This window comes from Bacillus cereus group sp. N14 (assembly GCF_016483555.1).
Taxonomy (GTDB): Bacteria; Bacillota; Bacilli; order Bacillales; family Bacillaceae_G; genus Bacillus_A; species Bacillus_A wiedmannii.
Window position 1 is genome coordinate 103,196 of the sequence record NZ_JAEHBQ010000005.1, and the last position, 25,853, is coordinate 129,048.

Consider the following 25,853-nt stretch of genomic DNA (forward strand, 5'->3'; position numbering starts at 1 on the left):
TTGAAAAGTGTAATCAAAATGAGTTGGGCTTTTTTCAATATTTTCAATTCAAATGAAAAAGAGGTAAAATTATAGATATTCATGTGGAAATTTCATTTTGTGGATACTTACAAATCTTAAGTTGATGGGCATGTGGTGGGACCCTTTAAAAGCCTTATAAAATCATAAATTTTATAGATATAGCAGCTTCCTTTTATTAATAAGATAAATCATTTGTATGTACGTTTAATCACGCACATACAAATGATTTATACAGCCATAATTAAATAAAAACATTTTTTCGTTACGATAACATCATATCCATATCTTCTGCTGCAGTTGTAATTAGTTTTAAACCGAATGTTTCTTGTAATACATCAAGCACGCCAGGTGAAATAAATTCTGGAGCCTTTGGACCGATGCGAATATCTTGAATTCCAAGACTAAATAGCCCAAGTAAAATGGCAACCGCTTTTTGTTCAAACCATGATAAGACAATACTAACTGGCAATTCATTCACTTCACATTGGAAAGCATCTGCTAAAGCAGCCGCTATTTTCACTGTAGAAATTGAATTATTGCATTGCCCTAAGTCAATGTAACGCGGAATCTCTGTACCAGGCACAACACCATAACTCACATCATTAAAGCGGAATTTCCCGCAAGAAGTTGTTAAAATAACTGTTTCTGGCGGAAGTGACGTTGCTAACTCACGATAATATTCTCCGCCTTTTCCCGGAGCATCACAACCTGCGATGACAAAGAATCGCTTAATCTTTCCTTCCTTTACTGCATTAATAATTTCCGGAGCTAATGATAATACTGTATTATGATGAAACCCTGTTACTAACTGTTCATCCGACTCCATATGTACTTCTGGAAGTTCTAGCGCTTTTTCAATCAACGGTGCAAAATCATCATTTTCAATTTTTTGTACACCCTCTAAACCTGCAATATCATATGAAAAGAATCGATCAGAGTATGATCCTTTAATTGGCATAACACAGTTCGTTGTCGCTAATATGGCACCTGTAAATTTTTCAAAAAGACGTCGTTGATCATACCATGCCTTACCAATGTTTCCTTTTAAATGTTTATATTTTTTCAGCTGCGGATAACCGTGTGCTGGCAACATTTCAGAATGCGTATAAATATTAATTTCTTTTCCTTCTGTTTGTTTTAATAATTCTTCTAACGCAAATAAATTATGACCAGTAACTACAATTGCTTTACCTTCTACATGGTTTTGCGTAATTTGAACAGGCTCTGGAACACCAAAATGATTCGTATGTGCCTCATCTAACAACTCCATTACTCGTAAAGCCGATTTCCCAACTTTCATAGCCATATCAATATGTTCTTGTTCATTAAAGTTAGAATTGGTTAATGTCATATACAATGCTTCTTGCGTCGTAGCATCTACAAATGCATCAGTATACCCTAGCTGAGCAGCATGCGTACGATAAGCAGCAATTCCTTTTAAGCCAAACACAATCGTATCTTGTAAACTTGCTATTGTTTCATTTTTACCGCAAACACCTATTACTTTACATCCGCCTGTTGGTGTTTGTTCACATTGATAACAAAACATTATCATCCCACCCTCTCCCAATCATTCCTTACAAATCAAGCATAATACCCATTGGGAAAAAAGGATGTGATATCAATCACAATACTTATTATAAATTTGTGACAGTTCATATTGTTGACATAATATTTTTATTGACACCAAAAAACATTACATAATCATATTGTTCAGTTTTTCAAATATCTAAACTATTGCTGAATCACATATTTAACTTTCTAGTTTATAGTACGAAATGAAAATTTCGTACTATAAATCTCTTAAGCAAACAGAAATAGACATACAAAAACGCTATTCTTTCTTTTTATTATTCAAATGAAAGAATAGCGTTTTTTCATTTTGAAGACCTATCAATTTTTTGATTAAAGATTTTATGAAAAATCACTTTATTTACAATACATTTACACTATCTTAACATTACTTACATTATTTATATGATATATTTATATAGAATCTACTTAAGAAATTTCATGTACATTGTAATCTTTATAATCTCTTATCTAATTAATAAGAGATTATGTTTATATTTTTATACCAGGGGTGAATGAGGATGACTGAAACTTTAAAAACACTTATAATGCTTGATGCTACTTACGTTGTTATAGCAATTATGACGGTACTGGTATTTGTATACTTGGAATTAAAATCTCAGTAACGTATGCAGGCATAATTGATAGCTTCGCATTTAAATATAGCTAGAAGAAAGCGAGGAGAAAATTGTTTCTCCTCGCTTTTTTATTCCCATAATTTTTTATTTCAACAAATCCAAAGTATGTAAAAGTAATCCTCTATCCCCTACTTCTCCATGACCAGGCACTACTGCATTTATATTTCCATATCGCTTCAGCACATTCTCAATCGATTTGGACCATTCATTTACATAGGCATCAGCGACGTTTCCTAAATCTTTAGCGGACGCTGATTTCACTAAACAGCCTCCAGCTAAAATGTTGTATTGCGGTAGCCATACGACAATATTATCTTCTGTATGTCCTTTCCCTGGATAAAACGTTTCTACTTTCATATTTCCAAACTTTAATTTCGTAATTGTTTGTAAGTCTCCAAGTGGTTCCTCATATCCATTTTTCTTTGCTAGTTCTGCAGTCAATGCCGTACTATGCGCTTTAATGCCTCTTTCTTTCAACGTTTTTATTCCGCCTATTCGATCAGCGTGCGCATGTGTAATAATAACATCCGTTACGCGCTTCTTAAATTTCTTTTCTACCATCTCTATTAATTCCTTCGTTAACTTATCATCCCAAGAAGAATCGACTAGTACTAACCCTTTAGAAGTAGTAAGAACTAGACCGTTCGAAGGAACTGCTTCTCCGTTAAAGTAACCTAACTCCGTATGAACCCATACATTTTTGTTTAACTGAGAAATTGAAATAGTTCCTGTCTCATTTTTTATTACTTTTTGCTCTACCGTTCGTTCTGCTTGTACAGAAGAAATTGTACTAACAAATTGAGTTGTTCCTAGTAAACTAACACATACCCCTAATTTTAATAATGTATTTTTCATTTTCTCCACCCTTTCTTTCAAACGAAATAGTTATTACCTATATTAGACAATTCATTTCAAATGTTTGTTCCATCTTTTCTTACATATTTTTCATACCATTAATAAAAAGCGCACAAAACTTTGTGCGCTTTAAAACTTAACCTTTTATTCCATAATTCTCAAACTCTTCCTCGTTCCCATAAAATATATTCAAATCAATATACTTCTCTTTTCCATTATAACCATTTAATCTCCCGCGGTTTGTGTATTGCCAAAACGTCCATTTTCTCTCATCAGATAAACTCGGTTTTGTAAAAACACTACGAATCCATATATCACATTGGGGATACGCATCCTTTATATACAAATCATATGCCTCTTGAGTTGCATACAATATTACTTTCTTACCGTAATGTTTTTCTAACATTTCAACCATGACTGACAACTCTTTTGCAACATCTTCACGCTTAGGCGGATTATCCTTTTTATTAGCGTAAAACTCAACATCAATTACGGGTGGCAATGCTTGTTTATATTTTGGAACAGTTCGTATATATTGTTCTGCTTGTGTTTCACCCTTACTATCAAAACTAAAAAAATGATACACTCCGACGCGCATACCTGTCTTATTCGCATTCGTCCAATTTTTCGAAAAGTACTTATCTACAAACGCGCTTCCTTCAGTAGCCTTTATAAACGCAAACTTCATATTTTGCTTTTCCAACTCCCTCCAATCTATATCACCTTGATACGATGCGACATCTACACCTTTTATTTCATACTTATCCGCACTTATTTGATTCGGAATAAATATGCCTTGAAAAACTAAGTAAGCGAAAACACTCATTACACTAATTAAGGTAAAGACTCCTCCTATAATAAGCTTCTTTTTCATTCATATCACCCATCTTTACAAATTAAAATCCTACCTACCATTCACGCTTTTTATTTATCATCATTTTTTCTTCGAATGCCTTCTCTAAATCAATTTCTAACTTATTCGCTAAATCACATACATTCCAAATGACATCAAACATTTCTAAACCAATCTCTCTTTTCGAATCTTGTATTTTATCACGCTTTAATATAACTTCCGCTAATTCACCCAATTCCGCCATCGTATACATCGTACGCTCTTCAATGGTTGTATCTTGAAATCCTTTTTCTTTACTGAAATTTGATACATATCTCTGGAATTCCACAATATTCATACTTAATCTCCCTTCATGATAAATACTCCGTTTTTCTATTACACTTAAAATCTACTTTGTTAAATTATAACAATCATACTATAATTTATTTATAACCCTTTAACGGAGGTGTTTTTCAATGACTCTCTTCGCTTCCCCATCATTATTCATACTTGCAATCATCTCATTTGCACTAGCCTATTTCATCGGAGTAAAACAATACACTTGGCTCTTATCAGGATTCAATGAACGCCGTGTACCAAATAAAGTAAAGTTATCAAAAATAGTTGGTCTTTATAATTTAATTGCCGGTGTTATCGCCACAATTGGCAGTGTCTTCATTACTCCTAATGCAAAAATCGTATTTCCTATCATTATAATTGGCCACGTTATAATCGCTGCTTATGTAAATACACGCATGGTGCAGTGAAAAAAGATCACCCAATCGGATGATCTTTTTTATAATTTATCGACATATTGCTTCGCTTCTAACAATGAAAAACCAAAAGCCTCTCTTACTCTCTTAACTGCTGTAACTGTTTTTCCTTCTTCCATAAGCTGGCGCAACTCTTTATTAATTTCAGGTTCTCTATCTACAATTCCCATTTCTTTCGAAATTAATTGTAATCTATCTTCCATCCGCTTTAAACGGGCATCCGTTTTCTTTTCGATTCTATTTAATTTTTCAACGATATAAATAAACCCAAAGACCGCTATCGGTATGATCATCCAAAATTCCATGACTATTCCTCCTCATTAGCTTTCATTTGTTTTATTTCACTAACTTATGTAAATTTTACCACTAAACACATTTAATGTATAATATTAATATACAACACTGTTGATAAAACCTTTTATTTCAGGGGGACACTTTATGAAAAGATTTTTAAATACGTTACTACAATTTTTAGTTCTTTCAATTGCACTACATTTATTATTTGATATCGTTGGCTGGCTTGTTTTCAATGCGCCAATTCAAAACAAACAAATCATTATTTCTTTACTAACAACCTCATGGCTTATGTACATGTACCGAGATAAATTTTTTAAAGCATTCACTTCGAATTAACTAAAAGAACTTCATCGATAAAAGATGAAGTTTTTTCTTTTTCTCTCATTCTCTCTATTAACTACTGTATAATAGAACTAATATTCTGTCTTTTGCAAGAAAGGAGTCACTATGAACTTAAAAAGTAACACTATATACGAGAAAATGAACCAATATTCCGTTGCAGGTTTAAGCCTTGCCGTTATACGTGACGGCAAACTAGACGAAGCGATTGCTTTTGGAACACTTGAATCTGGAACAACTAAAACTGTCACTACGAATTCCATATTCAATTCTTGTTCAATTAGTAAATTCATCACTACAATGCTCGTACTAACGTTATCAGATCAAAAAATCGTGTATTTAGATGAAGACGTAAATGATAGACTCACATCTTGGAACATACCTACCAATCTATTTACCTCACAGAACAAAGTCACGTTGCGAAATTTATTAAGTCACCAATCTGGAATTATTGACCCTCCTAATAGTTTTGAACATTATACACTTGCACAAGGCCGACCAAACTTGTCTGAACTCCTTGCCGGTAAAACATCATATTGCCCAGTACCGATAGAAATAACTTATAAACCAGAAAGCGAATTTCACTACTCTGATGCAAACTTTTGTATTATTGAACTACTACTTGAAGATATAGCTGGAAAACCATTCAATCTTTTACTTGAAGAATATATCTTTCAGCCACTACAACTGAAAAATAGCATGCTATTCTCTACTAAAGATATAAATAAAATGGAGGCCTTTGCTTGTGGGCATAATAAAGATGGCACCGTTACAAATGAGAAGTATCCATTTTATCCATTCGCAGCTGCTTCAGGCATTTGGACAACACCAACTGACTTATCAACTTTAGTAATTGAAATCATTCATTCTTTGCAAGGACAGGGCAAACTAAAACTTTCTCAAAAATTAGTACAAGATATGATTTCTCCTCAAGGTTGCTCAAAATGGACTGGGTTAGGTGTGTTTCTAGATGATTCTAACGACGACTTACAAATGTATTCACTTGGATGGGGCGTGGGATTTCAATGTATAATGGTATGCTATCCATACCGAGGTAATGGTGCTGTTATAATGACGAACACTGACTTAGGTGTTCATCAAATGGAAGGAATTATTGGTGATGTTTTAAAAACGTTATCCTTATAATGAAAAGAAAGAAGCTGTTCTTCCAGCTTCTTTCTCTATATAACATTTTTCGCAACAATTTTGATATGTTCCGGCGCGATAATCTCCGTTATACTTTCTTGGAAATCTTCCCGCAACAATTCTTCAATATGTTCTAACTGCACTTCAACATGTGTGCATTCTAAATCATGTATATTTAATAATGCATAATGATCTTTTTTCTTAATTACTAAATATTGATTTTCCTCTGTTACAAGTACCGATCCTAATCGTACTCCTAATAGGCGTTGATCATCAAACTTCATAATGCCTTCTCCTTCCCTCACATAAATGCAATTATCATTTGAATAATTATATTTATGGAAATGCATCTCATGTAGACTATACCATAATCTACTAAAATATAAATATTATTTTTTCTTTTAATAAAAATCCCTATTCTTTTATATATTTCGATACAAAAAACTTTCTCAACATAAAATTAGAATTTTCAGTTTTTATTCTCATGAAAATCTATTATAATAAAGTTAATAAATGTTTGACCTCTCCTAATTCATGTACATATGGATGATCAGTAGTTGCTGCTACTGATCTATTTTTTTGATTTCAGAAAGTAAATACGCTGCATCCTTTCCTACACCACAAATAAGTGCAGATCCCCTTTGAGATTGCCACGGCAAACCGATATAATATAATCCTTTTACTGGACTTATTCCTCTTACATGATTAGGAAATCCATTCTCATTCACTGCCTTTTCTAGTTCAATCCATTTATAGTTCTGAATAAAACCAGTTGACCATATAATGCTTTCTGCACTATACGTGCCACCATTTTGAAACATAATATTATTTTCTGATGCACTAACCACTTTTCCCTCTAGTTTAATTGCTCCATTACGAATAAGTTCTTTCCCTTCAAAACCAAAAATAGGATCCTTTCTCTTCTGAAACCATTTTCCCCTCTTAGTATTTACTTCGGCGTACAATAAACCCAATTTTTCTAGCCAATTAAAAATGCTTTTTCTAAAAAGATGTAACGGTAAAAATGTTAAAGGATGACCGATAGACATTGTAACTTCATGAGTTTTTGCAAGTTCTACTGCGATTTGCATTCCTGAATTCCCGCCACCTACTACTAGTACTTTTCTCTTAGGAATTTGTGATGGTGATTTATATTGTGATGAATGTATTTGAAAGATATGTGATGAAAGATGTTGTGAAAATGAGGGGATGTACGGTTGCTGAAAACCACCTGTTGCGATAACAACCTTTTTTGCTTGTAAAATTTCTGTAGGAGTATGTAATTCGAATATCTCTTTTTCTTTCTTTATTTTTAAAACCTCGGTTTGCAATTGGATTGGTAATGTAAAGTACCTTGCATATTCTTCTAAATACGTTGCAATTTCATCTTTACATGGAAATCCCTTTCCTTCTCCTTTTACTATCATACCTGGTAAACTACTATATTCCCTCGGTGTGAAGAGCTGTAAAGAATCATATCTATTTCTCCATGAATCCCCAATTCGGTTTCCTGCCTCAAGTAATAAAAAATTATATCCTTCTTGCTTCAAGTAATATCCCATTGTTAATCCACCTTGACCAGCTCCAACGATAATTGCATCTAACATCCTTTTCCTCCTTCCCATTTCACATGAATATATACTCATTCGTTTATATGTTTTATGATACGATTTATTTATCAATAATTCAATTTGTTTAACAAAAGGAAAAAGAGTAGTTCGCTACTTTATGAACTACTCTTCATTACATTTATTTAATACGCAATTACACTGCACGATCTCTAAAAAATTTATATATTAATCCCTTCCGGCTCTACCATCTCTCTTCATAAAATACGATTCTATTTGAAAACGGATCAATCACAGTTAATTCCATTGTATCCCACGGTGTTCTCTCTATATCAGGTTTTGAATAAGCATAATCTTTACTTGATAAAATAGCATAATAACTTTTTAAATCCTCTATTTTCACCCGAATCGCACCGCCTGGCGAAGCATCACCATGATGTTCTGATAAATGTATTACAGCATCATGTAACGAAATTTGCATATATAATGGCATATGCTCCTCATACCGATGTTCCCAATCCAGTTTAAATCCTAAAAAATCTATGTAAAATAGCTTTGCTTTTTCAATATCAAAAATTCTAAATATAGGTGTAATCATTTATAATCTCCTCCTATTTATAAACATCTGCCGCCAGTTCCCTCAAAACATCCACATTTACTACTTCAAAGCAACCATTATTTTTCTTTATAATCTCTTTATCACAAAAAATATTTAATGTACGTAATAGGTGCCGATAACTAGTTCCTAACAATTCAGCTGTTTCCGTTAAATTCCCACTAAATACAATTCGATTTCCGTGCTGCACCGCTCGTTCCCCTGCTGCTAACATGTAACTCGCAAGTCTATTTTCAAGTGGATATAATAAATTAATTGTACTATTTTTTGAAAGTCGGTTTAATTTATGTGCTAACGATCCACAAATACACCGTAAAAATTTCGCATCATGAAATAGTTGATTTCTCACTTTCCCTAAAGGCAAACCAACACAATATGAATCTGCCATTACTTGTACGTTTGAAGCAGTCTTTTGAGAATGAATTAACTCCACATCTCCTAGTAACTGCAAACTATCATAAAAGCATAGTAATACAGATTTCCCGTTACTTAATGTATTAAACGCTTTCGCTTTTCCCTCAACGAAGAAAAATAAATAATCTATCTCTTCATTTTCTCTACAAATAAACTCATTCTTTTTAAAAAATATTAATTCCATATACGGCTTCATATCATTACTAAAAAATGCGTCAATATTATTTTGTTTCATATACTCTGCTAATTTAATAGAATTACATACTTTCTTCATAGTCCCCCACCTTTACAACTACTCCCCATTGTAATCAAAATTTTCTTCTTCCACTATGACATATGTCATAGTAATAGACAATTTCAGCATGATACAGTCATTACAAATATGAAATATAAAGGGGATATTACATTGTATAACTTTCTTTCTGTCTTTATTGGTGTGCTTATTGCCATTATGCTCCCATTGAATGGGATTTTATCTGAGTTAATTGGCAAGTATACCGCAAGCGTTGTCATTCACCTTGTCGGTTTAATTGCAGTTATTTTCGTTTTAATCATAAACAAAAATAAAATCCATTTTAATAAAGGGATTCCACTTTTCTTATATAGCGCTGGTGCGATTGGTGTATTCACTGTTCTTTTTAATAATATAAGTTTCTCCGTCCTTGGTGCCTCCATTACAATCGCATTAAGTTTATTCGGTCAATCCATTGCTTCCATCGTTATTGATCATTTTGGCTTATTAGGAATGAAAGTTTCAAAGTTTGAAAAGAAAAAACTAATTGGATTATGTTTCATCTCTTCTGGAATTATAATCATGACAATTTATTAATGGGGGCAAAAAAATGTTATATATTACTATCGCTATTTTAGCTGGTGTTTCTATCGTTGTTGCTAGAATTATTAATGCGAATTTAGCAGCGAAGATTGGAAATTGGGAAGGCACGTTTTTTAATTATATTACTGGATTATTTTTCTCTATGTTATTTTTACTTTTCAGTTCAGATTCATTGTATATTCCAATGCATACATTACAATCTATTCCTATCGCTGTTTACTTAGGCGGATTAGTAGGCGTTATCGTCATCTCATTATCGAACTATATCACTCCTAAAATATCAGCATTTTATTTAACGTTACTCATCTTTATTGGACAGTTATTTGCGGGGACTATCATTGATTTCATTTTGTCACACGAACTCTCAATGGGCAAAGTTGTCGGTGGCATTTTCGTATTAATTGGGCTCACTTACAATTTACTCGTAGATCGTCCGATAAAAACTGTGAAGCATAACCAAGTTCAACTATAATACTTTACGATTACCTATCATATATTAATAGAAACGCTCTTCATACGAAGTAATAGAGAGGAGAATATTCTATTAAAAAAATCATTTTACTGCTTTGTAGCACATTGATTATTTTTGGTATCGTATGGTTTTTTAACTCAGAAAAATCTATTCAAGACTTCTATACAGCAAATAAGCCAAAGAAGAAAGCTACTATCATTTCAACTCAAAGAGACCCAAATGAGCCCCCTGTCTTTTTAGGAAAACAGGAAATAAAAGATATTCATGTCGAGTCAATTAAAACAAAAAAGGATATCTTTCTCACAAAAACAGATGAATTAAAAACGTTTATTAACAGTATGGATACCGCCAAAAAAGGCAAATTAACATTAGATGAAGAAGGATCAGATTTAATAGATTGTGATATGTGGATTACTTTCGAGGATGGAACTTATAAAAAATATTTCATATGGGTAGTTGATCATCACAGTAGTGAAGTGATGATTGCTCAGCAAGATACTCCCGATGATGTAAACCTTACGTACTATCAATTAAATGAAGATAGTTCAAAAAAAGTTTATAACTTATTCAAAAAAATTATTTAAACGAAAAAGTCATGAGCTCATTCGCCCGTGACTTTTTGCACTATATATATTCCGGGAACACTTTACATCCCTTTTCCTGCTCTATATCATGCCCAAAGAAAACAATCGGCTTCTCTTTTATCACAACTTCTTTTAAACGTTTAATTGAAGATAAAGCTAATTCTGGATCAAATCCAGCAAACGGCACTTCCTCTTCAAAATTCTCTTTCGTATAAGATGCATCAATCGTTAATAATACAGAACCGGATTTTTCCGTCTCAATTAATAGCGATTGATGCCCTGGAGTATGGCCTGGTGTATGCAATAATTGAACTCCTGATACGACTTCATAATCACCTTCAATGATTTTGTAGTTTAAATTCGGCAATATACATTCTTTCAAATATTCTTCGCTATGCTGCGCCGCCTCATATTCAGCACGCTGTACAATGATTGGTGTATTTATAAAAGCGCCATTTCCTCCTGCATGATCAAAATGCAAGTGAGAACTAATAATATAAAGAAGGTCTTCCGGCTCATAACCAACCCGTTTTAAAATATTCACGATTCTATCTTCTTCAGTCATTTTCGGTAAAATCTGCCCTTCAACAAATGTACCGTTAAAAAGACCTTCATTATTAACTGCACTTTCTGGCATACCTGTATCTACTAAAATAGGTCCTTCTTCAGTCTCCAAAAGATAACACCAAACCGGTAAGTCTAATAATTCTCCTGGTGTTAATGTACTATTAACAGACGAATGGTCCAACATACAACGACCTGCTGGGACGAAATAAAGCTTCTTTACTGTCATTATGTATCCACCTTTACATTTAGTTTTGAATAAAACAATACAGTAAAGAATTCCTCTTGCTAGAAATAAACTCCTTCTCACTTTTCATTGTTTCAGCTATTATTTTTGAGTCATTCACAAATTCTTCTTACACTATTAATTATTATTCGTTATTTTTCTAAGAATCCAGGGTAATAAATCAACTGTTTGTATTTTGAAATACGAAAAGGATACACACTTAAACGAAGGTTACATAAAAAAAAACCTACTACCTATATGTTGAAAAAAGGAGTCGGTTCTTTTTTATTTATTATTGCTCTTTATGTGCGACGAGCTGAGATTATAAAAGGTAATATGCTATTGGTTTTTCACTGTAATATTTCCGTTATGTGTGTTTAATTTAATTATATTTTCTCCCTTTCCAATAACCGTATTCCCGTTATATTTATTCAGGATATTCGCGCTGCCGTTGTCGACAGAAACATTAAATTGAACATTAGTTGGTTCTTTTTCGGTTTCAATATTAATTTTCCCATTATGAGTCATAAAATTGAGATTTCGATCCAGTTCATTCGTTTTAAGAGTAAGACTTCCATTTTTAGTTTGCCCCTCTATTTCACCTTCAACATGGTCTAGCATTATTCGTCCGTTGTTCGATTTCACATGAATATTTTGTGCCAATACATCTTTGAAATCCATAATTCCATTGTTTGCTTCTGCGATAATTTTTGGCGAATTGATTTCTCTTAATTCAACATGTCCATTGCTTGTATTGATATTAAAATGTGTTGCGTTTAGTTTTTTAGCAGAAACGTAGCCATTATTATTGGAAACTTTTAATGAATCATATTGTTTTTCAGGTAGATACACATTTAATGTTAATGGAGCCAATACTTCAGAAATATTAAAGTTGAACCAGCTCTGTTGTTTTTCTTTATAAGAAATGAGAAGCGTTGAATCTTCCTCATCCGTAGCTAATGTTCTTTTTACGTTTGGATTAACCTCGCCATCTAATTTTACTTTCACGTTACTATCTTTTGTAGGATTGATATTAACACGAACGTTATTTGTATCAATAATGACGCTTGACACATTATTATTATTAACGACCTTTTCTTCTGAAATTGGTACTGCAGCAATTGAACGATAAGTGAATAAACTTCCGATAATACCAATAATGAAAATAATACCTGCAATGATTGAAAGACTCTTTTTATTTATCATGCTTCAAACCACCTTTTACTAATGCTATATTGAACTTTAAATAACGAACAAATCCATTCTTTGCTAGCTTCGTTAAAAATAACATAGCAATAACAATGAAATATCCAAGTCCACAAAGTGCTAAAGAAACAAAAAGATTAAATAGCAAGAATGTATTTGGATGTATAATCGTATCAACTAAAACAAGTAATGGTGCGCCTAAAAATGAGATACCTAGAACCCATCCTGAAAAAATTAATGCCGCTAATGTAATTGCAGGTCCAAGCACGATTAACAAATTAAAAAAACCTAATCCAATTACTGCCCAAATTGCCCGAAAAACATTTCCTGTTGTTGCACTTGCTGTTACTTTCTCAATATGATAATCTGCTAATAACTCTTTGGCGATTTGAGCTGGAGAGCCTAATGAAGTTGCAATTTCTTCTTCACTTTTCCCTTCCTCTAATCCGAAAGTAAAATGTTCTTCATAATCTTTTAAAATTTCTGCACGCTCTTTATCAGATAACCTTTTTAGAGATACATTTAATTGTTGTAAAAATTTATCTTTCGTCATTACCTACACCTTCTTTAATTAATTGATTGACACCTTGTGAAAACTCATTCCATTCCTCCAAAAGTTGATACAAATACGTTCTACCTTTATCCGTCAGTGTATAATACTTTCTTGAAGGGCCTTCTGAAGACTCCTGTAAATACGTTGTAAAATATTCTTCCTTAGTTAGCCTTCGAAGAAGAGGATAAACAGACCCTTCTGATATTTCAATTCGATTGGAAATATTTCGAACTAATTCATATCCATAACGGTCTTGCTTATCCAGTAAGACAAGAACACAAAGTTCTAAAACTCCTTTTTTAAATTGTACATTCAATATTCATTCACCCTATTCTAATTGATATCCACTACTGTTTATTATTTAGTACTATTTTATAACTAATAACTACAAGTATAATATAACACTTGGTATTGTTCATTGCAAGGTACACTGGAAAAATAAGTATACCTCTCATCCGACGCTTATAAAATCAGAGTGATGGATGTTGCTCGCCAGTTACAAAGTTCTAAATGAAGTTGAAACAGCTCTTTTACAAAATGGAAAGAACTCAACTTTTTTACATAATGACGCTTTACCTACTATAATAAAAGAGAAAAACTCTTACTTTAATGGAGGGAATACAAATGAAAGCAATTGGTTTACATGAATACTTACCTATTGAAGAAGAAAACAGTTTAATTGATATTGAAGTTGAAAGACCTGTTGCTACAGGAAGAGATATACTTGTTAAAATTAACGCTATTTCCGTTAATCCAGTTGATACAAAAGTTCGCTCTCCGAAAGATAAAAAAGAAGATGTAGCGAAAATACTTGGCTGGGATGCTAGTGGTGTTGTCGTGCAAACAGGCGAAGGTTGTACGTTATTTAAAGAAGGCGACGAAGTATTTTACGCTGGAAGTATTACGAGACAAGGTACATATAGTGAATACCACCTAGTTGATGAAAGAATCGTTGGTAAAAAACCAAAAACGTTAAGTGATGCTGAATCTGCAGCACTTCCGTTAACAGCTATTACAGCTTGGGAAGGTTTATTCGAACGCTTGGGCATTGATTATAATAAGAAAGATAAGAATACATTTAAAAATATTTTAATTATCGGCGGAGCTGGCGGTGTTGGCTCGATTGCAATTCAATTAGCAAAATGGGCTGGACTGAATGTTATCACAACTGCATCCCGCAATGAAACGATACACTGGGTTGAAAAATTCGGTGCCGATTATATCATTAACCATCACCAACCTTTACAAGAGCAAATATTAGAGTTCGGGCTAAAAGATGTAGATTATATTTTCTGCTTAAACAATACAGATCAACATTGGCAAGCAATATGCGACCTCATTAAACCACAAGGAAAAATTTGCTCTATCGTAGAAAATGAACACCCTCTTGAGATGGGTATTTTAAAAAGTAAAAGTGCTACATTCGTTTGGGAATTTATGTTTACAAAAGCGATGTATGAAACTGGTGATATGATTACGCAGCACGAACTATTAAATAAAGTAAGCGAACTATTAGATGAAGGTATTTTAAAGACTACTTTAAATGAAACATTCACACCAATTAATGCTGAAAACGTAAAAAAAGTACATGCACTACTTGAAAGTGGGCGTACAATTGGAAAAATCGTTTTAGAGAAATTTTAATAACAAAAAGTCCGATTTCTAAATAAGAAATCGGACTTTTTTCACCTTTATTTACTTGAAATCTCTTGATCATTTTGAACGTCTAACGGAGGTCGTTTCCCTATTCCGAAAGCATAGAAACTAATTGTTACGATAGCTAAGAAAACAATACCTACAACTAGTGAAATACGCGTATCATCGTTAAACCACATTCCGATTAATACCATTATTAAAAAGGCAATTGTCAAATAGTTTGTAACAGGAGCAAATGGCATTTTGAACGGATGATCTTTCATCTCTGCCCCTTTTGCTTTTCTAAAATTAATTTGACTAATTAAAATGACGAACCATGGCACCATACCAGGAAGTACACTCGCACTATATACATATACGAATAAGTTTTTCGGCGCAATATAACTTAATACAACACCAACCGCTAAACCGATAATTACACCAACTGTACCGAATAAAGGTACACCATTTCCAGAAAGTTTCGTGAAATATTTCGGCGCTTGTCCATTTACACCTAACGTATAAAGCATACGGCCCGCACTATAAATACCACTATTACAACCCGACATTGCCGCTGTAATAACAACGAAGTTAATAAGTCCAGCTGCTGCCGTAATACCAACCTTCGCAAAAGTTGCTACGAACGGACTACCAATTGTACTTAATTGATCCCACGGATACACAGTTACAATAACGAAAATAGCACCAATATAGAAAATTAAAATACGCCAAATTGTACTTTGAATTGCTCTTGTAAGTGTCTTCTTCGGATCCTTCGCTTCACCAGCAGTAATACCGATTAATTCCACACCTTGGTATGCACCAACTACAAGTGATAATGCAAAGAAGAATCCTGAAAAACCACCTGTAAAGAAACCGCCATTTGACCAAAGATTAGATATGCCAATCGCTTCTCCACCGTTACCAATTCCAAAGAAAATAAGTCCAAATCCTGCAATAATCATTAATAGAATCGTAACGATTTTAATCATCGCAAACCAAAATTCAAATTCACCAAATGACTTAACAGAAATTAAGTTAGCTGCGCCAAGAATAACCATTGCGATTACACCTGGTATCCAAGCTGGTAAGTCTGGGAACCAATACTTCATATAGGCTCCAACTGCAATAATCTCTGACATCCCAACGATAACCCACTGGAACCAGTTACTCCACGCTGTCATATAACCAGCTAACGGATGAATATACTTGTGACCGAACGTCGCAAATGAACCTGTACTTGGTTCCATATACAACATTTCACCCATCGCACGCATAATGAAGAAGATAAAAATACCTGCAATTGCATAAGCAAGCATTACTGACGGACCTGTCCATTTAATCGTGCTGGCTGACCCCATAAACAAGCCAACACCAATCGTTCCGCCTAAAGCGATCATTTGAATATGACGTGCTTCTAAACCCCTTTTCAATTCTTTGTTTGCCACTTCACTTCCCCCTCTTAGATGATTCATAGCCGCATTTTAAAACAAGATGCTTTCCCCTGATTCCTTTCGGCCCTGAAAATGATGAAGCAAACGTCATTTTACACTAGCTTTAAAGCTATCCTAAAATCGTTTTTTGCCTCTTACAAAATTCTCAAAACCTTTCATCTTCCAATATTCTATAAATCTTAAAATTACTTACCTTATATTAATTCATTTATCTGAAAAGTTCAATTATTTTTTCGGTAAATCATTATACATAAGTCTGATTAATTTTTAACTAAATTAACAATAAAATACATCTATTCAATATGATTCCGGTATGAATATTATTACAATATAAATAACCGAGGAGAGTATTTCTTCCTCGGTTTCACATCTCATGTACTTCAATCTTTATAGTTGATAACGCAATTTCCCACACGTCCGATTTATATACCAACCAGAAATTTAATATATTAATAAACTACTAACTTCTTTAATCCAGCCCAATTTTGAGGCAGGAATCTTGCTGCCTCAAAACAGCGGGATAAAATATAAAAGAGTCTCATTAAAAAATGAGACCCTTTTACCATTTCATATTTAACTCATTTTTGAAGTTTCTTTACCTAAAATAAACACTTTAGTAAACACCATCATGTTAACTACAATAGCCAGAAAATAAAGTGGCATCACGAGTAACGAACCTGTATGCAGCTGACTCATTCCCCAAATTGTCATCGTTACAATGACATAGTACCCTAAGCTAAACAATGCTCCCGCAGTACCAATGACATCTTGAAAATCTACTAACGCTAAACTTAAACAGTTAGGTAACGCTATCCCAATTCCTAATAGCAATATAAACATCGATACTAAAAATACAATCATATATATTACATTCGGATTTGATCCAACAAACGTAATAACAGATAAAAAAACAGCTCCTCCTGTCATTACGAGACAACCGATATATATAATTTTCTCTGGTTTATAAGTAGCAAGCAATCGTTTTGAAACTTTCGCTCCAATAATAGAAGCAGAAGCAACAACAATTCCTAAAAATCCATACATACTAGGCGATAACTGAAAGTATTCAATAAAGATAAACGGCGCTTCTGCATAATAGCTAAATAAAACACCATTCGCTCCTCCAATTAATACCCCATATGTTACTACTTTCGGATTTGTAATTAACCTCTTCAAGACTGAAAGCACATTTATTTTATTCGTTACTGAGTCCGTTTTTGTTTCCGGAAGAGAAACAAACGTATACAGAAAAATCCCGACACTCATAACTACTAAACTTAAAAATACGATTTTAAATCCAAACATTTGATCAAGAAAGCCACCAATTAACGGTCCTATCGCTGGTGTAAAAGCAATGACTGCCGAGATTTGAGCAAACATAACATGCCTCTTATGCCCTTCTACACTTTCACGAAGAATCGTTTGTGTAACAACAGAGCCAGCACTTGCTCCAAACGCTTGAATAAAACGACTTACCAATAAAACTTCAATGGAATTTGCAATAAAGCATAAGAAACTCCCAACGCCATATACGACTATTCCAAATAACATTGCCGGGCGACGGCCAATTATATCTGATAACCATCCAATAAAAAATACACCTAAAGCAAATCCAGCGAAATACACACTAAGCGTTAACTGTACCTCATTATTACTTACATGTAGCGCCTGTGAAATGTCAGGTAAAGACGGTGTGTAAATCGTTTCACTAATTTGCGGAAATGCCACAAGAATAATCATTAACAAAAGTGATGGTACTGAGACTTTTTTCATTTTTCATACCCTCCTATAACTTTGAAAATCTCAGAAATAAAAAGACTTTCCTAAGCTACGGAACAGGAGGGGCCATTATAGAAATTCGATCATAAAACAACAAAGAAAACACCTCAATTACGTATGTTAATACTTATAGGAGGGTAATATTAACATTGATTTTAATATATACTTTTTCAATTATATTACATATTGCGTTTCTTTTTCTAGTGCTAGGCCTTAGAGTATTTGTTAAAAAGATAACTTGATGCCACCACCTTTTTATGGAATAATTAGGAATAGTTTGAATTGATAGATCAAATTATTGCACGATAGACTAGCATATTTTAATGTCGCAAAGCTTACACACAGGAGGATTTTTGTAATGATTGAAATTTTGAGGACAGTAATAAATTTCCTGGTTGCTCTATTCTCAGGAGAATTACCAATTGTATATTATGTGTGGATTATTATCCTATTCCTAATTCAAATAAGCCAATCTACTCTGAATTATAAACTCTTTAACAAGAAAGATAATTTCAGCACTTATACATCGGAAGGATTACTTGCTTTTATTATTTTATTATTTGGAGGTATGTTAGTATCTAAGTTACTTGCTTACATAATAGACGATCCTACTATTAGTATGACAAATGTAACACATTATTTTATTTCTCTTATTATATTAACTATATTTGTCGTCATAAGCTGTCTTAAAGATTTTATAGAAACATCTATCAAAAATAAAAATGTGTCTCTTTTTAGCTTTTTAGTAGTTTCCTTAATAACAAGTATACTTTCATTCAAGTTTTTATCACCTTTAATCGAAGGTTCTTTTTCTCTTTCTAAATCCTTTATAACCACTTTAATCATTCTTGTAACTATATCAATTCCTCTATTAATTGCCTTAGAGGAAAAGTATGCAGATGAAAAGTAATTCTTGCATTTATAGTTTGAAATTGAATGTCTATTCTTTTTTAACGGTATTACTAAAAAAATAACAGTCATTGAATCGAAAATTAAGCAGAAATGAGGAAATACAATTGAGCATTGAACAACAATTATATGATGCAGTGAAAAATTTAATTGACCAAAGATATCCACATAATTGGGGCGGAGCTGCAGCAATCCGTGTAGAAGATGGATCCATTTATACAAGTGTGGCCCCTGACGTAATAAACGCTTCAACAGAACTTTGTATGGAAACAGGTGCAATTTTAGAAGCACATAAATTTCATAAGAAAGTTACACATTCTATTTGTCTTGCAAGGGAAAATGAGCATTCTGAATTAAAAGTATTATCACCTTGTGGTGTATGCCAAGAACGGTTATTTTATTGGGGACCAGAAGTACTATGCGCCATTACAAATTCTAAACAAGATATCATTTTCAAACCGTTAAAAGAGTTGCAGCCATACCATTGGAGCGAAGCATATCATGATGAATTTACAAAAGAATGGAGTACACGATAAAGTGAAGGTTACTCTCAAATAGCGGAGAATAAAAATTATTCACTAAAAAAGCACCGTCACAAATGACGGTGCTTTTTCTATGTAAGAGCTACTAGAAGGTTCCCTTCTAGCCTACTCCCATTTATAAGTCCAAAATTGTTCAAGTTGCAGCCATTTTAACGTTGCTGCATCTTTATTTTTTATTTTTGCATGTGTTTCTTCTAACATCGCTTCTGTTTGTGAACGGTGCGCACCTAGTGCAGCTAATTTATGCTCGAATACTTCACTAATATTATTTACAACATCGGGCTCACCGAGTACTGCTTCACGATTTCTCGTAATCGCAACTGCATGAATGACTGGACGTTCTTCTTTTTGCATACGTGATACAGCACGAACGACTGCGCGGCCAAATGCATCATGATCTGGATGTACGCCGTGCTCTGGATAAAATGTAATAATTCGAGATGGATTTACTTCTTGAATGATTGCTTCAATTTTATCTGCAACGAAATCAACATCTTCAAATTCTAACGTTTTATCATGGAAACCAAGCATTCTTAAGTCTTGAATCCCCATCGCTTTACATGCATCTTTCAATTCTTTTTCACGGATATTTGGAATCGTTTCACGGTTAGCGAATACGTTTTTCCCCATATTACGTCCCATTTGTCCTAAAGTACCACATGCATACGTTACAGGTACTCCTTGATCTGTTAATAAGCGAATTGTTCCTCCCGCCGCAAATGCTTCATCATCTGGATGCGGAAATACAACAAGTACATGTCTCTCCATAAGTTTCCCTCCTTCTTACTTAAATGGCGTTAAGCTTAACTCAAGTGCAACTGCTAAGCGGCCTTGGTTATCATGCCCTGCAAGTAATAAACGCTCTTTATCGTCTACTTCCCAGTGCGTAATACCTTCTGCATATACCCAGCCATGATCCATTTTCAAACCAACTCGGTATGGATTTGTTCCAGTAATCTTCCCACGTTCAAAGCGAATAATTGCATTTCGAATGAATGCTCCAACTGTCATCATCTTTTCGTTAAAGTGTGACGCATACGCTCCGTTCGTTGTTTCTAAATGAATATATACATCTTTATTTACAAAACGTTCAATTTCATTTTGAATAAGAGAACTATCTTTTACTATTTCCATCGGAATTCACCTCTTTAAACCATTTTACGCAAAAATAATGTAAATTGCTATCTCTATATTAGAGGACAACTCTTACTTTTCCTAATAATTTGCACTGTGTTTCTTTATTTTTTTATATCATATGTAAAAAACACATTTTTTCCTTCACTTTGTTAAATAGTTTTCTTTCTTTTTTGAATTTGCTACAATATAAATTATGCAGAAGGATGCATGTTTACAATTGAATACATACTTTAAAGAAGGTGACATGATTGGAACAATCAGCACATGAAGTAGCAAATTGGCAATATTATTTTGCAATTGCCGTATTTTTAGTCACGTACGGATTTATTATTTCTGAGAAATTGAATCGTGCTGTAATTGCACTATTCGGTGCTGCTATTATGATTATTTTTGGAATTGTAGATTTACATACCGCTTTCACATCACATATTCAATGGGAAACGATCACCCTTTTAATTGGGATGATGATTCTCGTACATATTACGAGTCAATCAGGCGTCTTTGAATTTGTGGCCATTAAAGCAGCGAAGGCAGCTGGCGGAAAACCAATCCGCATTTTATTATTGCTATCCCTATTAACTGCTGTCGGTTCAGCATTTTTGGACAACGTAACAACCGTATTATTAATCGTACCTGTTACACTATCTATTACACGTATTTTAAAAGTAAACCCTGTTCCTTATTTAATTTCAGAAGTACTATTTTCAAATATAGGCGGAACAGCAACATTAATCGGTGATCCACCTAACATTATGATTGGATCAGCAAATAAGCATTTAGATTTTAATGCCTTTTTACTAAACTTAGCTCCAATCGTAATTATTATTTCTATCGTGACACTTGGCATTATTTACTTCCTGTATCGTAACAAACTAAAAACAACACCTGAGCAAATCAAAAAATTAATGGCATTAAATGAAAAAGATTATATTAAAGATCAAAGCCTCCTTTTAAAATCCATTTCGATTTTAGGACTAACTATTTTAGGCTTTGTACTTCATTCGATTATTCATGTAGACGCTGCGGTTATCGCGATGACAGGCGCTACACTTCTTATGTTAATCGGTGTGAAAGAACATGATATTGAAGATGTATTTGCCCACGTTGAATGGGTAACTATTTTCTTCTTCGCTGGACTATTCGTTCTCGTTGGCGGGTTAATTGATATCGGACTTATTTCTTCACTCGCAAAAGAAGTACTCGACGTAACGAATGGTGATATCGGTTTTGCCGCTATACTTATCTTATGGGTATCAGGCATCGCATCTGCGACAATTGACAATATCCCATTTGTCGCAACGATGATCCCACTTATTCAAGATTTAGCTACAGGGCTCGGACTATCTGTCGATTCTCCGCAAATCGAAGTACTATGGTGGGCATTATCACTTGGAGCTTGCTTAGGAGGAAACGGAACGTTAATCGGAGCATCAGCAAACGTAGTCGTTGCTGGTATTGCAAAACGTGAAGGACATGCTTTCTCATATATGGACTTTTTAAAAATTGGGTTACCGTTAACTATTATTGCATTATTGTTATCACACGCTTATATTTATTTACGTTATTTAATGTAAAAGTTGTAGTGTGTGAAATTATATCGACGATTCGACAGAAAATATCGACTTACCGACAAATAACGACAATAAAAAAGGTATGCAGCTCTAAATTGCATACCTTTTTTCGTTCACCAAAATATACCGATAATTGCTAAGCCACCTAAAATCATACCACCAATTTGCCCGACGATTGCTGGCGATAATTGAACACCTTTTCTCACTTCAACAACCGGTCTTTCATGCCTTAATTGCTGCACTTCGCTTTGAAGTTGATGTACACTTCCGTGCAATTCTTTAATTAGTTCCTTTAATTCAGCGACCTCTTCATTTACTGGTTTTGCTTTTTCTAAATTCATTTTGCATAACTCCTTATAAGTTCAATCAGTACATTGTAAAAATTCGCCAATTATCGTTTTATCTCCTGCATATTACACATATAAGAATGCATTTTTAATCTTGCAGCTCTATCCACTCATCTCGCAATATCCCCATAATGATACGATCAAAACACTTCCCATCTCTTTGAACCGCTTCTCTCATACAGCCTTCCATCTGAAAACCCATCTTTTTATACAACTCAATAGCAGCTTTGTTATAAGAAATCACATCCAGACCGATGCGGTGCAAATTCAATTCATGAAATGCATACTTTAAAATAAGATGGATTGCTTCTCTTCCATATCCCTTACCTCTATCATTTGCATCTCCTATACCAATAGCTAATAAACCTGTTCTGTTATTCCACTCTATGCCATGAATTGCAACAAAACCAATTAAACGATCATCTTGAACTGTCCTCAACATGAAAGATACACTATTCGATCTCCGTCCCTTTAATAGCCCATCACTTGCTATTTCTTGTAACGATTGCGGAAACGCTACATCTGTATCGACATTTCTTAAATACTCACTATCCTCTTGCCACATAGCCATTACTGCAGCATCTGATTCTCTAATAGCGGATAATTTAACAGTTTTATTTTGAAAAAGATTCATCGTCATTTCAAACTCCCCCTTTTTTAATAACGGGGATAATTATTAGCCTATTTATCCCCTTATTCTATAAACTGCTTTATACACGGGATACTTACAATAAGCGCTGACATTGGCACATCTCCTCTACATTGAATTAACTTCATTTTACATTTTTTTGTTTTTTCAAACAAACTAATTATAGTTCTCTATCATTTAGAACTATAGTATACTTAATTATTCTTCAGATTATTCAATCAAAACAAGAAATCCTAGAAGGTGAAAACATGTTTTATGTAAAACAACTACTCTATTTTACTTATGAACAAGCATTATCCTGTTTATTCCCTGTCGTTATTTTTTTAACACTAGCCCTTTCAAAAATCGTTTTTATCCCAGGATTATACCGATATGATTTCATACTCATCGTATGTCTTCTTATGCAGTGGTTTATGTATAAAACTGGACTTGAGACGAAAGACGAATTAAAAGTAATTACCGTCTTCCACCTCATCGGCCTTTTACTAGAAATATATAAAGTACATTTCGGTTCATGGAGTTATCCGGAAGAGGCATATTCAAAGGTTTTTGGAGTTCCACTTTACAGCGGCTTTATGTATGCAAGTGTTGCAAGTTACATATGCCAAGCGTGGAGAAGATTGCATTTGCAAATGCATCATTGGCCGAAAGCTATTTTTGCAATACCTCTAGGAGCAATGATTTACTTTAATTTTTTTACACATCATTTTCTATATGACTTTAGATGGGTATTAACTGTACTTTTATTCATCGTTTTCTTTCGGACATTTGTAGAATTTTCATTACGAGGCTTTACATATAAAATGCCACTCGTTCTCTCCTTTTTCCTTATCGGTTTCTTTATTTGGATTGCAGAGAACATCGCAACATTTTTCGGAGCATGGCAATATCCAAATCAACGGGAAGCGTGGAATCTCGTTCACTTAAGCAAAATTAGCTCATGGTTTTTACTCGTTGTTATTAGCATTATGATTGTTACACAACTCAAATATTTGAAGGAATCGAAAAGATAATGCTGATTATGTAAAAACAGTTAGCCCATCACTCATTAGAGAGTGATGGGCTTTTTTAAACCGCCCTTATCAAAGGAGTTATGAATTACAAGAGCATAAGCCATTCGTTGCACATTATGAACTACTACTAGCAGAAGAGGTTGCTGCAGATGAAGCAGCAATCGTTGCCATCATAGCTGCCTGTTGTGCCTGTATGAGGACTTCTATCATTGTTTGTAAACCTGTGTTGGTAGTTTTACTTTCCTCACCTTTCTGACTTACGAACAGTTGAATAGCAATAAGAATATTCGCATCTGTATGCCAACGGAATAATTTCTCCCCCTGCAATTTTTCAATCAATGCTTTAATAGAATGAATCTCTTTTTCTCCATCTTCAAGTAACGCTAGTAGCCCGATAGCTGGATAATGCATCTGTTTCACTTTTACCTTTTCTTGTTTTAACAAATTCCATATGTTTGTACATGTTGCAACTAACATTTCTTCACGAACATCCTTCTTTAGTGAGAGGATATGACTTAAAAACTGAAGATCATTCCCTTTACGCAAACCAGCTTTCGCTAGTTTCTGATACAGACGTTCTACTCGGTCCATAAGTGTTTCTACATTCTCTGATTGTCCTGCTAGTAAAACCGCGAGTGGATAATCATTTGTACCTGTAAGAAAAAGATGATCCTCTTTCATACGTTTATATACTTGCATCGAACGCTGAATGTGCGTGCCATGCTGTTCATTTTCTTCTGTTAAAAGCACAGATGCTGCGAGATAAGTAAATATACTTCGGCTAAAACCACCAGCGACCAATTGTTCATATAAATCTAAAAACTTCCGGAAAGCTTCCTTGTAATCTGTAAAGTGAATATCTAAAGTTGCGGCCACCACAAAGCGATGATAAGACTTCAAGTATGAAAACATCCCTACCTGATTCTTAATATAACTACTAATTTCTAAAAAACGTCCGAGATCAAACAATTTATCACTACCTGCATACATAGCAGCAATCATCATTCCTGTTCGAGAATCACTCGTTTTCCATTTTAGTTCTCCCTTTAACTGTCCATACGTATGTGTGTATTGCTCCAACTTTTGTTCTAATGTAATCATAGTATTCACCCCTATTTCTAGTTCTTCTCTATTATTATACTTATATTTCGTACGGCTTTTGCAACCTTAATTCTGTATTTCCTTCAATATTTTTCTATTATGTAAAATAAATATAATAACTATACCTACTTTATCAGTATCACGATGGCAAGCGTTCATAATTCTTTAAGCTCAACGACAAAAAGGATAGATAATAAATTATCTA

Annotated in this window: 31 protein-coding genes; 11 read left to right on the forward strand and 20 right to left on the reverse strand. The window is 33.7% G+C overall.

What is annotated here, in order from left to right; genetic code table 11:
- Positions 1 to 283 precede the first annotated feature (283 nt).
- From hcp to JDS82_RS10010, 4 genes are all read right to left on the reverse strand, one after another.
- Positions 284 to 1,570: a hydroxylamine reductase gene (hcp, locus tag JDS82_RS09995; protein ID WP_048560075.1), complete on the reverse strand. Its 1,287-nt coding sequence runs from the start codon at positions 1,568 to 1,570 to the stop codon at positions 284 to 286.
- A 745-nt stretch (positions 1,571 to 2,315) separates the two neighbouring features.
- Positions 2,316 to 3,086 (reverse strand): BcII family subclass B1 metallo-beta-lactamase, encoded by a 771-nt coding sequence (bla2, locus tag JDS82_RS10000; RefSeq protein WP_088113524.1) that lies wholly within the window; start codon positions 3,084 to 3,086, stop codon positions 2,316 to 2,318.
- A gap of 136 nt (positions 3,087 to 3,222) precedes the next feature.
- Entirely contained in the window at positions 3,223 to 3,960 is a 738-nt protein-coding gene (locus tag JDS82_RS10005) for a glycoside hydrolase family 25 protein (protein ID WP_088113525.1), read from the reverse strand.
- Between the two features lie 34 nt (positions 3,961 to 3,994).
- Positions 3,995 to 4,276, reverse strand: a complete 282-nt coding sequence (locus tag JDS82_RS10010) for a MazG nucleotide pyrophosphohydrolase domain-containing protein (RefSeq protein WP_071720393.1) — start codon at positions 4,274 to 4,276, stop codon at positions 3,995 to 3,997.
- 118 nt (positions 4,277 to 4,394) lie between these two features.
- Here JDS82_RS10010 and JDS82_RS10015 point away from each other — a divergent pair, with 118 nt between their 5' ends.
- On the forward strand, positions 4,395 to 4,685 hold the full coding sequence (locus JDS82_RS10015) for a DUF3784 domain-containing protein (RefSeq protein WP_048560079.1): 291 nt from the start codon (positions 4,395 to 4,397) through the stop codon (positions 4,683 to 4,685).
- A 29-nt stretch (positions 4,686 to 4,714) separates the two neighbouring features.
- Here JDS82_RS10015 and JDS82_RS10020 read toward each other — a convergent pair whose 3' ends face one another.
- Positions 4,715 to 4,996 (reverse strand): hypothetical protein, encoded by a 282-nt coding sequence (locus JDS82_RS10020; protein ID WP_048560080.1) that lies wholly within the window; start codon positions 4,994 to 4,996, stop codon positions 4,715 to 4,717.
- A 133-nt stretch (positions 4,997 to 5,129) separates the two neighbouring features.
- Between JDS82_RS10020 and JDS82_RS10025 the strand changes: the two genes are divergently transcribed.
- Together JDS82_RS10025 and JDS82_RS10030 are read left to right on the forward strand one after the other, a co-directional pair.
- Complete coding sequence (locus tag JDS82_RS10025) at positions 5,130 to 5,324, forward strand: hypothetical protein (RefSeq protein ID WP_048560081.1); 195 nt, start codon at positions 5,130 to 5,132, stop codon at positions 5,322 to 5,324.
- Between the two features lie 111 nt (positions 5,325 to 5,435).
- Positions 5,436 to 6,473 (forward strand): serine hydrolase domain-containing protein, encoded by a 1,038-nt coding sequence (locus JDS82_RS10030; RefSeq protein ID WP_097815513.1) that lies wholly within the window; start codon positions 5,436 to 5,438, stop codon positions 6,471 to 6,473.
- Between the two features lie 35 nt (positions 6,474 to 6,508).
- Here the strand turns inward: JDS82_RS10030 and JDS82_RS10035 are convergent, their stop codons facing one another.
- The 4 genes from JDS82_RS10035 to yeiL all read right to left on the reverse strand — a co-directional run bounded on the left by JDS82_RS10035 (position 6,509) and on the right by yeiL (position 9,345).
- Entirely contained in the window at positions 6,509 to 6,757 is a 249-nt protein-coding gene (locus tag JDS82_RS10035; protein WP_046954678.1) for a hypothetical protein, read from the reverse strand.
- A 279-nt stretch (positions 6,758 to 7,036) separates the two neighbouring features.
- Positions 7,037 to 8,080, reverse strand: a complete 1,044-nt coding sequence (locus tag JDS82_RS10040; RefSeq protein WP_199713168.1) for a flavin-containing monooxygenase — start codon at positions 8,078 to 8,080, stop codon at positions 7,037 to 7,039.
- A 205-nt stretch (positions 8,081 to 8,285) separates the two neighbouring features.
- On the reverse strand, positions 8,286 to 8,639 hold the full coding sequence (locus JDS82_RS10045; RefSeq protein WP_199713169.1) for a glyoxalase superfamily protein: 354 nt from the start codon (positions 8,637 to 8,639) through the stop codon (positions 8,286 to 8,288).
- A 13-nt stretch (positions 8,640 to 8,652) separates the two neighbouring features.
- Positions 8,653 to 9,345: a transcriptional regulator YeiL gene (gene yeiL, locus JDS82_RS10050; protein WP_199713170.1), complete on the reverse strand. Its 693-nt coding sequence runs from the start codon at positions 9,343 to 9,345 to the stop codon at positions 8,653 to 8,655.
- Positions 9,346 to 9,453: 108 nt separating this feature from the next.
- Here yeiL and JDS82_RS10055 point away from each other — a divergent pair, with 108 nt between their 5' ends.
- The 3 genes from JDS82_RS10055 to JDS82_RS10065 all read left to right on the forward strand — a co-directional run bounded on the left by JDS82_RS10055 (position 9,454) and on the right by JDS82_RS10065 (position 10,962).
- On the forward strand, positions 9,454 to 9,900 hold the full coding sequence (locus JDS82_RS10055; RefSeq protein ID WP_002107980.1) for a DMT family transporter: 447 nt from the start codon (positions 9,454 to 9,456) through the stop codon (positions 9,898 to 9,900).
- Positions 9,901 to 9,913: 13 nt separating this feature from the next.
- Positions 9,914 to 10,378: a DMT family transporter gene (locus JDS82_RS10060; protein WP_000965808.1), complete on the forward strand. Its 465-nt coding sequence runs from the start codon at positions 9,914 to 9,916 to the stop codon at positions 10,376 to 10,378.
- Between the two features lie 89 nt (positions 10,379 to 10,467).
- Positions 10,468 to 10,962, forward strand: a complete 495-nt coding sequence (locus JDS82_RS10065; protein WP_074650912.1) for a hypothetical protein — start codon at positions 10,468 to 10,470, stop codon at positions 10,960 to 10,962.
- Between the two features lie 40 nt (positions 10,963 to 11,002).
- Here JDS82_RS10065 and aiiA read toward each other — a convergent pair whose 3' ends face one another.
- The 4 genes from aiiA to JDS82_RS10085 all read right to left on the reverse strand — a co-directional run bounded on the left by aiiA (position 11,003) and on the right by JDS82_RS10085 (position 13,827).
- The gene (aiiA, locus tag JDS82_RS10070; RefSeq protein ID WP_000216610.1) at positions 11,003 to 11,755 is read right to left on the reverse strand and encodes a quorum-quenching N-acyl homoserine lactonase AiiA; all 753 of its coding nucleotides are present in this window, start codon (positions 11,753 to 11,755) and stop codon (positions 11,003 to 11,005) included.
- A 336-nt stretch (positions 11,756 to 12,091) separates the two neighbouring features.
- Positions 12,092 to 12,958 carry a DUF4097 family beta strand repeat-containing protein gene (locus JDS82_RS10075; RefSeq protein WP_000608748.1) on the reverse strand — a complete coding sequence of 289 codons (867 nt, stop codon included), beginning with the start codon at positions 12,956 to 12,958 and terminating at the stop codon, positions 12,092 to 12,094.
- Positions 12,948 to 13,511 (reverse strand): HAAS signaling domain-containing protein, encoded by a 564-nt coding sequence (locus tag JDS82_RS10080; RefSeq protein ID WP_000159076.1) that lies wholly within the window; start codon positions 13,509 to 13,511, stop codon positions 12,948 to 12,950. Before JDS82_RS10080 ends, JDS82_RS10075 begins: the two co-directional genes overlap by 11 nt.
- Positions 13,498 to 13,827, reverse strand: coding sequence for a PadR family transcriptional regulator (locus tag JDS82_RS10085; protein ID WP_001102638.1), 330 nt, complete (start codon positions 13,825 to 13,827; stop codon positions 13,498 to 13,500). Before JDS82_RS10085 ends, JDS82_RS10080 begins: the two co-directional genes overlap by 14 nt.
- 308 nt (positions 13,828 to 14,135) lie before the next feature.
- Here JDS82_RS10085 and JDS82_RS10090 point away from each other — a divergent pair, with 308 nt between their 5' ends.
- The gene (locus tag JDS82_RS10090) at positions 14,136 to 15,155 is read left to right on the forward strand and encodes a zinc-binding alcohol dehydrogenase family protein (RefSeq protein WP_199713171.1); all 1,020 of its coding nucleotides are present in this window, start codon (positions 14,136 to 14,138) and stop codon (positions 15,153 to 15,155) included.
- Between the two features lie 47 nt (positions 15,156 to 15,202).
- Here the strand turns inward: JDS82_RS10090 and JDS82_RS10095 are convergent, their stop codons facing one another.
- Complete coding sequence (locus JDS82_RS10095; RefSeq protein WP_199713172.1) at positions 15,203 to 16,594, reverse strand: amino acid permease; 1,392 nt, start codon at positions 16,592 to 16,594, stop codon at positions 15,203 to 15,205.
- A 579-nt stretch (positions 16,595 to 17,173) separates the two neighbouring features.
- A complete protein-coding gene (locus JDS82_RS10100) occupies positions 17,174 to 18,373 on the reverse strand; it encodes a multidrug effflux MFS transporter (RefSeq protein ID WP_199713173.1) in 1,200 nt (399 codons plus the stop codon).
- Between the two features lie 364 nt (positions 18,374 to 18,737).
- Between JDS82_RS10100 and JDS82_RS10105 the strand changes: the two genes are divergently transcribed.
- Both JDS82_RS10105 and JDS82_RS10110 read left to right on the forward strand, forming a co-directional pair.
- Entirely contained in the window at positions 18,738 to 19,289 is a 552-nt protein-coding gene (locus JDS82_RS10105) for a DUF5823 family protein (RefSeq protein WP_000570028.1), read from the forward strand.
- A 106-nt stretch (positions 19,290 to 19,395) separates the two neighbouring features.
- Positions 19,396 to 19,824, forward strand: a complete 429-nt coding sequence (locus tag JDS82_RS10110) for a cytidine deaminase (RefSeq protein WP_000021272.1) — start codon at positions 19,396 to 19,398, stop codon at positions 19,822 to 19,824.
- Between the two features lie 111 nt (positions 19,825 to 19,935).
- Here the strand turns inward: JDS82_RS10110 and bshB2 are convergent, their stop codons facing one another.
- Both bshB2 and JDS82_RS10120 read right to left on the reverse strand, forming a co-directional pair.
- Positions 19,936 to 20,598, reverse strand: coding sequence for a bacillithiol biosynthesis deacetylase BshB2 (bshB2, locus tag JDS82_RS10115; RefSeq protein WP_199713174.1), 663 nt, complete (start codon positions 20,596 to 20,598; stop codon positions 19,936 to 19,938).
- A 15-nt stretch (positions 20,599 to 20,613) separates the two neighbouring features.
- A complete protein-coding gene (locus JDS82_RS10120; protein ID WP_000407039.1) occupies positions 20,614 to 20,964 on the reverse strand; it encodes a YojF family protein in 351 nt (116 codons plus the stop codon).
- A 251-nt stretch (positions 20,965 to 21,215) separates the two neighbouring features.
- On the opposite strand from JDS82_RS10120, the gene JDS82_RS10125 reads away from it, so the two are divergent.
- On the forward strand, positions 21,216 to 22,541 hold the full coding sequence (locus JDS82_RS10125) for an ArsB/NhaD family transporter (RefSeq protein ID WP_000438012.1): 1,326 nt from the start codon (positions 21,216 to 21,218) through the stop codon (positions 22,539 to 22,541).
- Between the two features lie 110 nt (positions 22,542 to 22,651).
- Here JDS82_RS10125 and JDS82_RS10130 read toward each other — a convergent pair whose 3' ends face one another.
- Together JDS82_RS10130 and JDS82_RS10135 are read right to left on the reverse strand one after the other, a co-directional pair.
- Positions 22,652 to 22,879, reverse strand: a complete 228-nt coding sequence (locus JDS82_RS10130) for a coiled-coil domain-containing protein (RefSeq protein WP_001047302.1) — start codon at positions 22,877 to 22,879, stop codon at positions 22,652 to 22,654.
- 94 nt (positions 22,880 to 22,973) lie between these two features.
- A complete protein-coding gene (locus JDS82_RS10135; protein WP_199713175.1) occupies positions 22,974 to 23,525 on the reverse strand; it encodes a GNAT family N-acetyltransferase in 552 nt (183 codons plus the stop codon).
- 257 nt (positions 23,526 to 23,782) lie between these two features.
- On the opposite strand from JDS82_RS10135, the gene JDS82_RS10140 reads away from it, so the two are divergent.
- A complete protein-coding gene (locus JDS82_RS10140; protein ID WP_199713176.1) occupies positions 23,783 to 24,547 on the forward strand; it encodes a DUF817 domain-containing protein in 765 nt (254 codons plus the stop codon).
- Between the two features lie 114 nt (positions 24,548 to 24,661).
- On the opposite strand, the gene JDS82_RS10145 is transcribed toward JDS82_RS10140, so the two are convergent.
- Entirely contained in the window at positions 24,662 to 25,648 is a 987-nt protein-coding gene (locus JDS82_RS10145; protein WP_193674017.1) for a DUF4003 domain-containing protein, read from the reverse strand.
- Between the last annotated feature and the right edge of the window lie 205 nt (positions 25,649 to 25,853).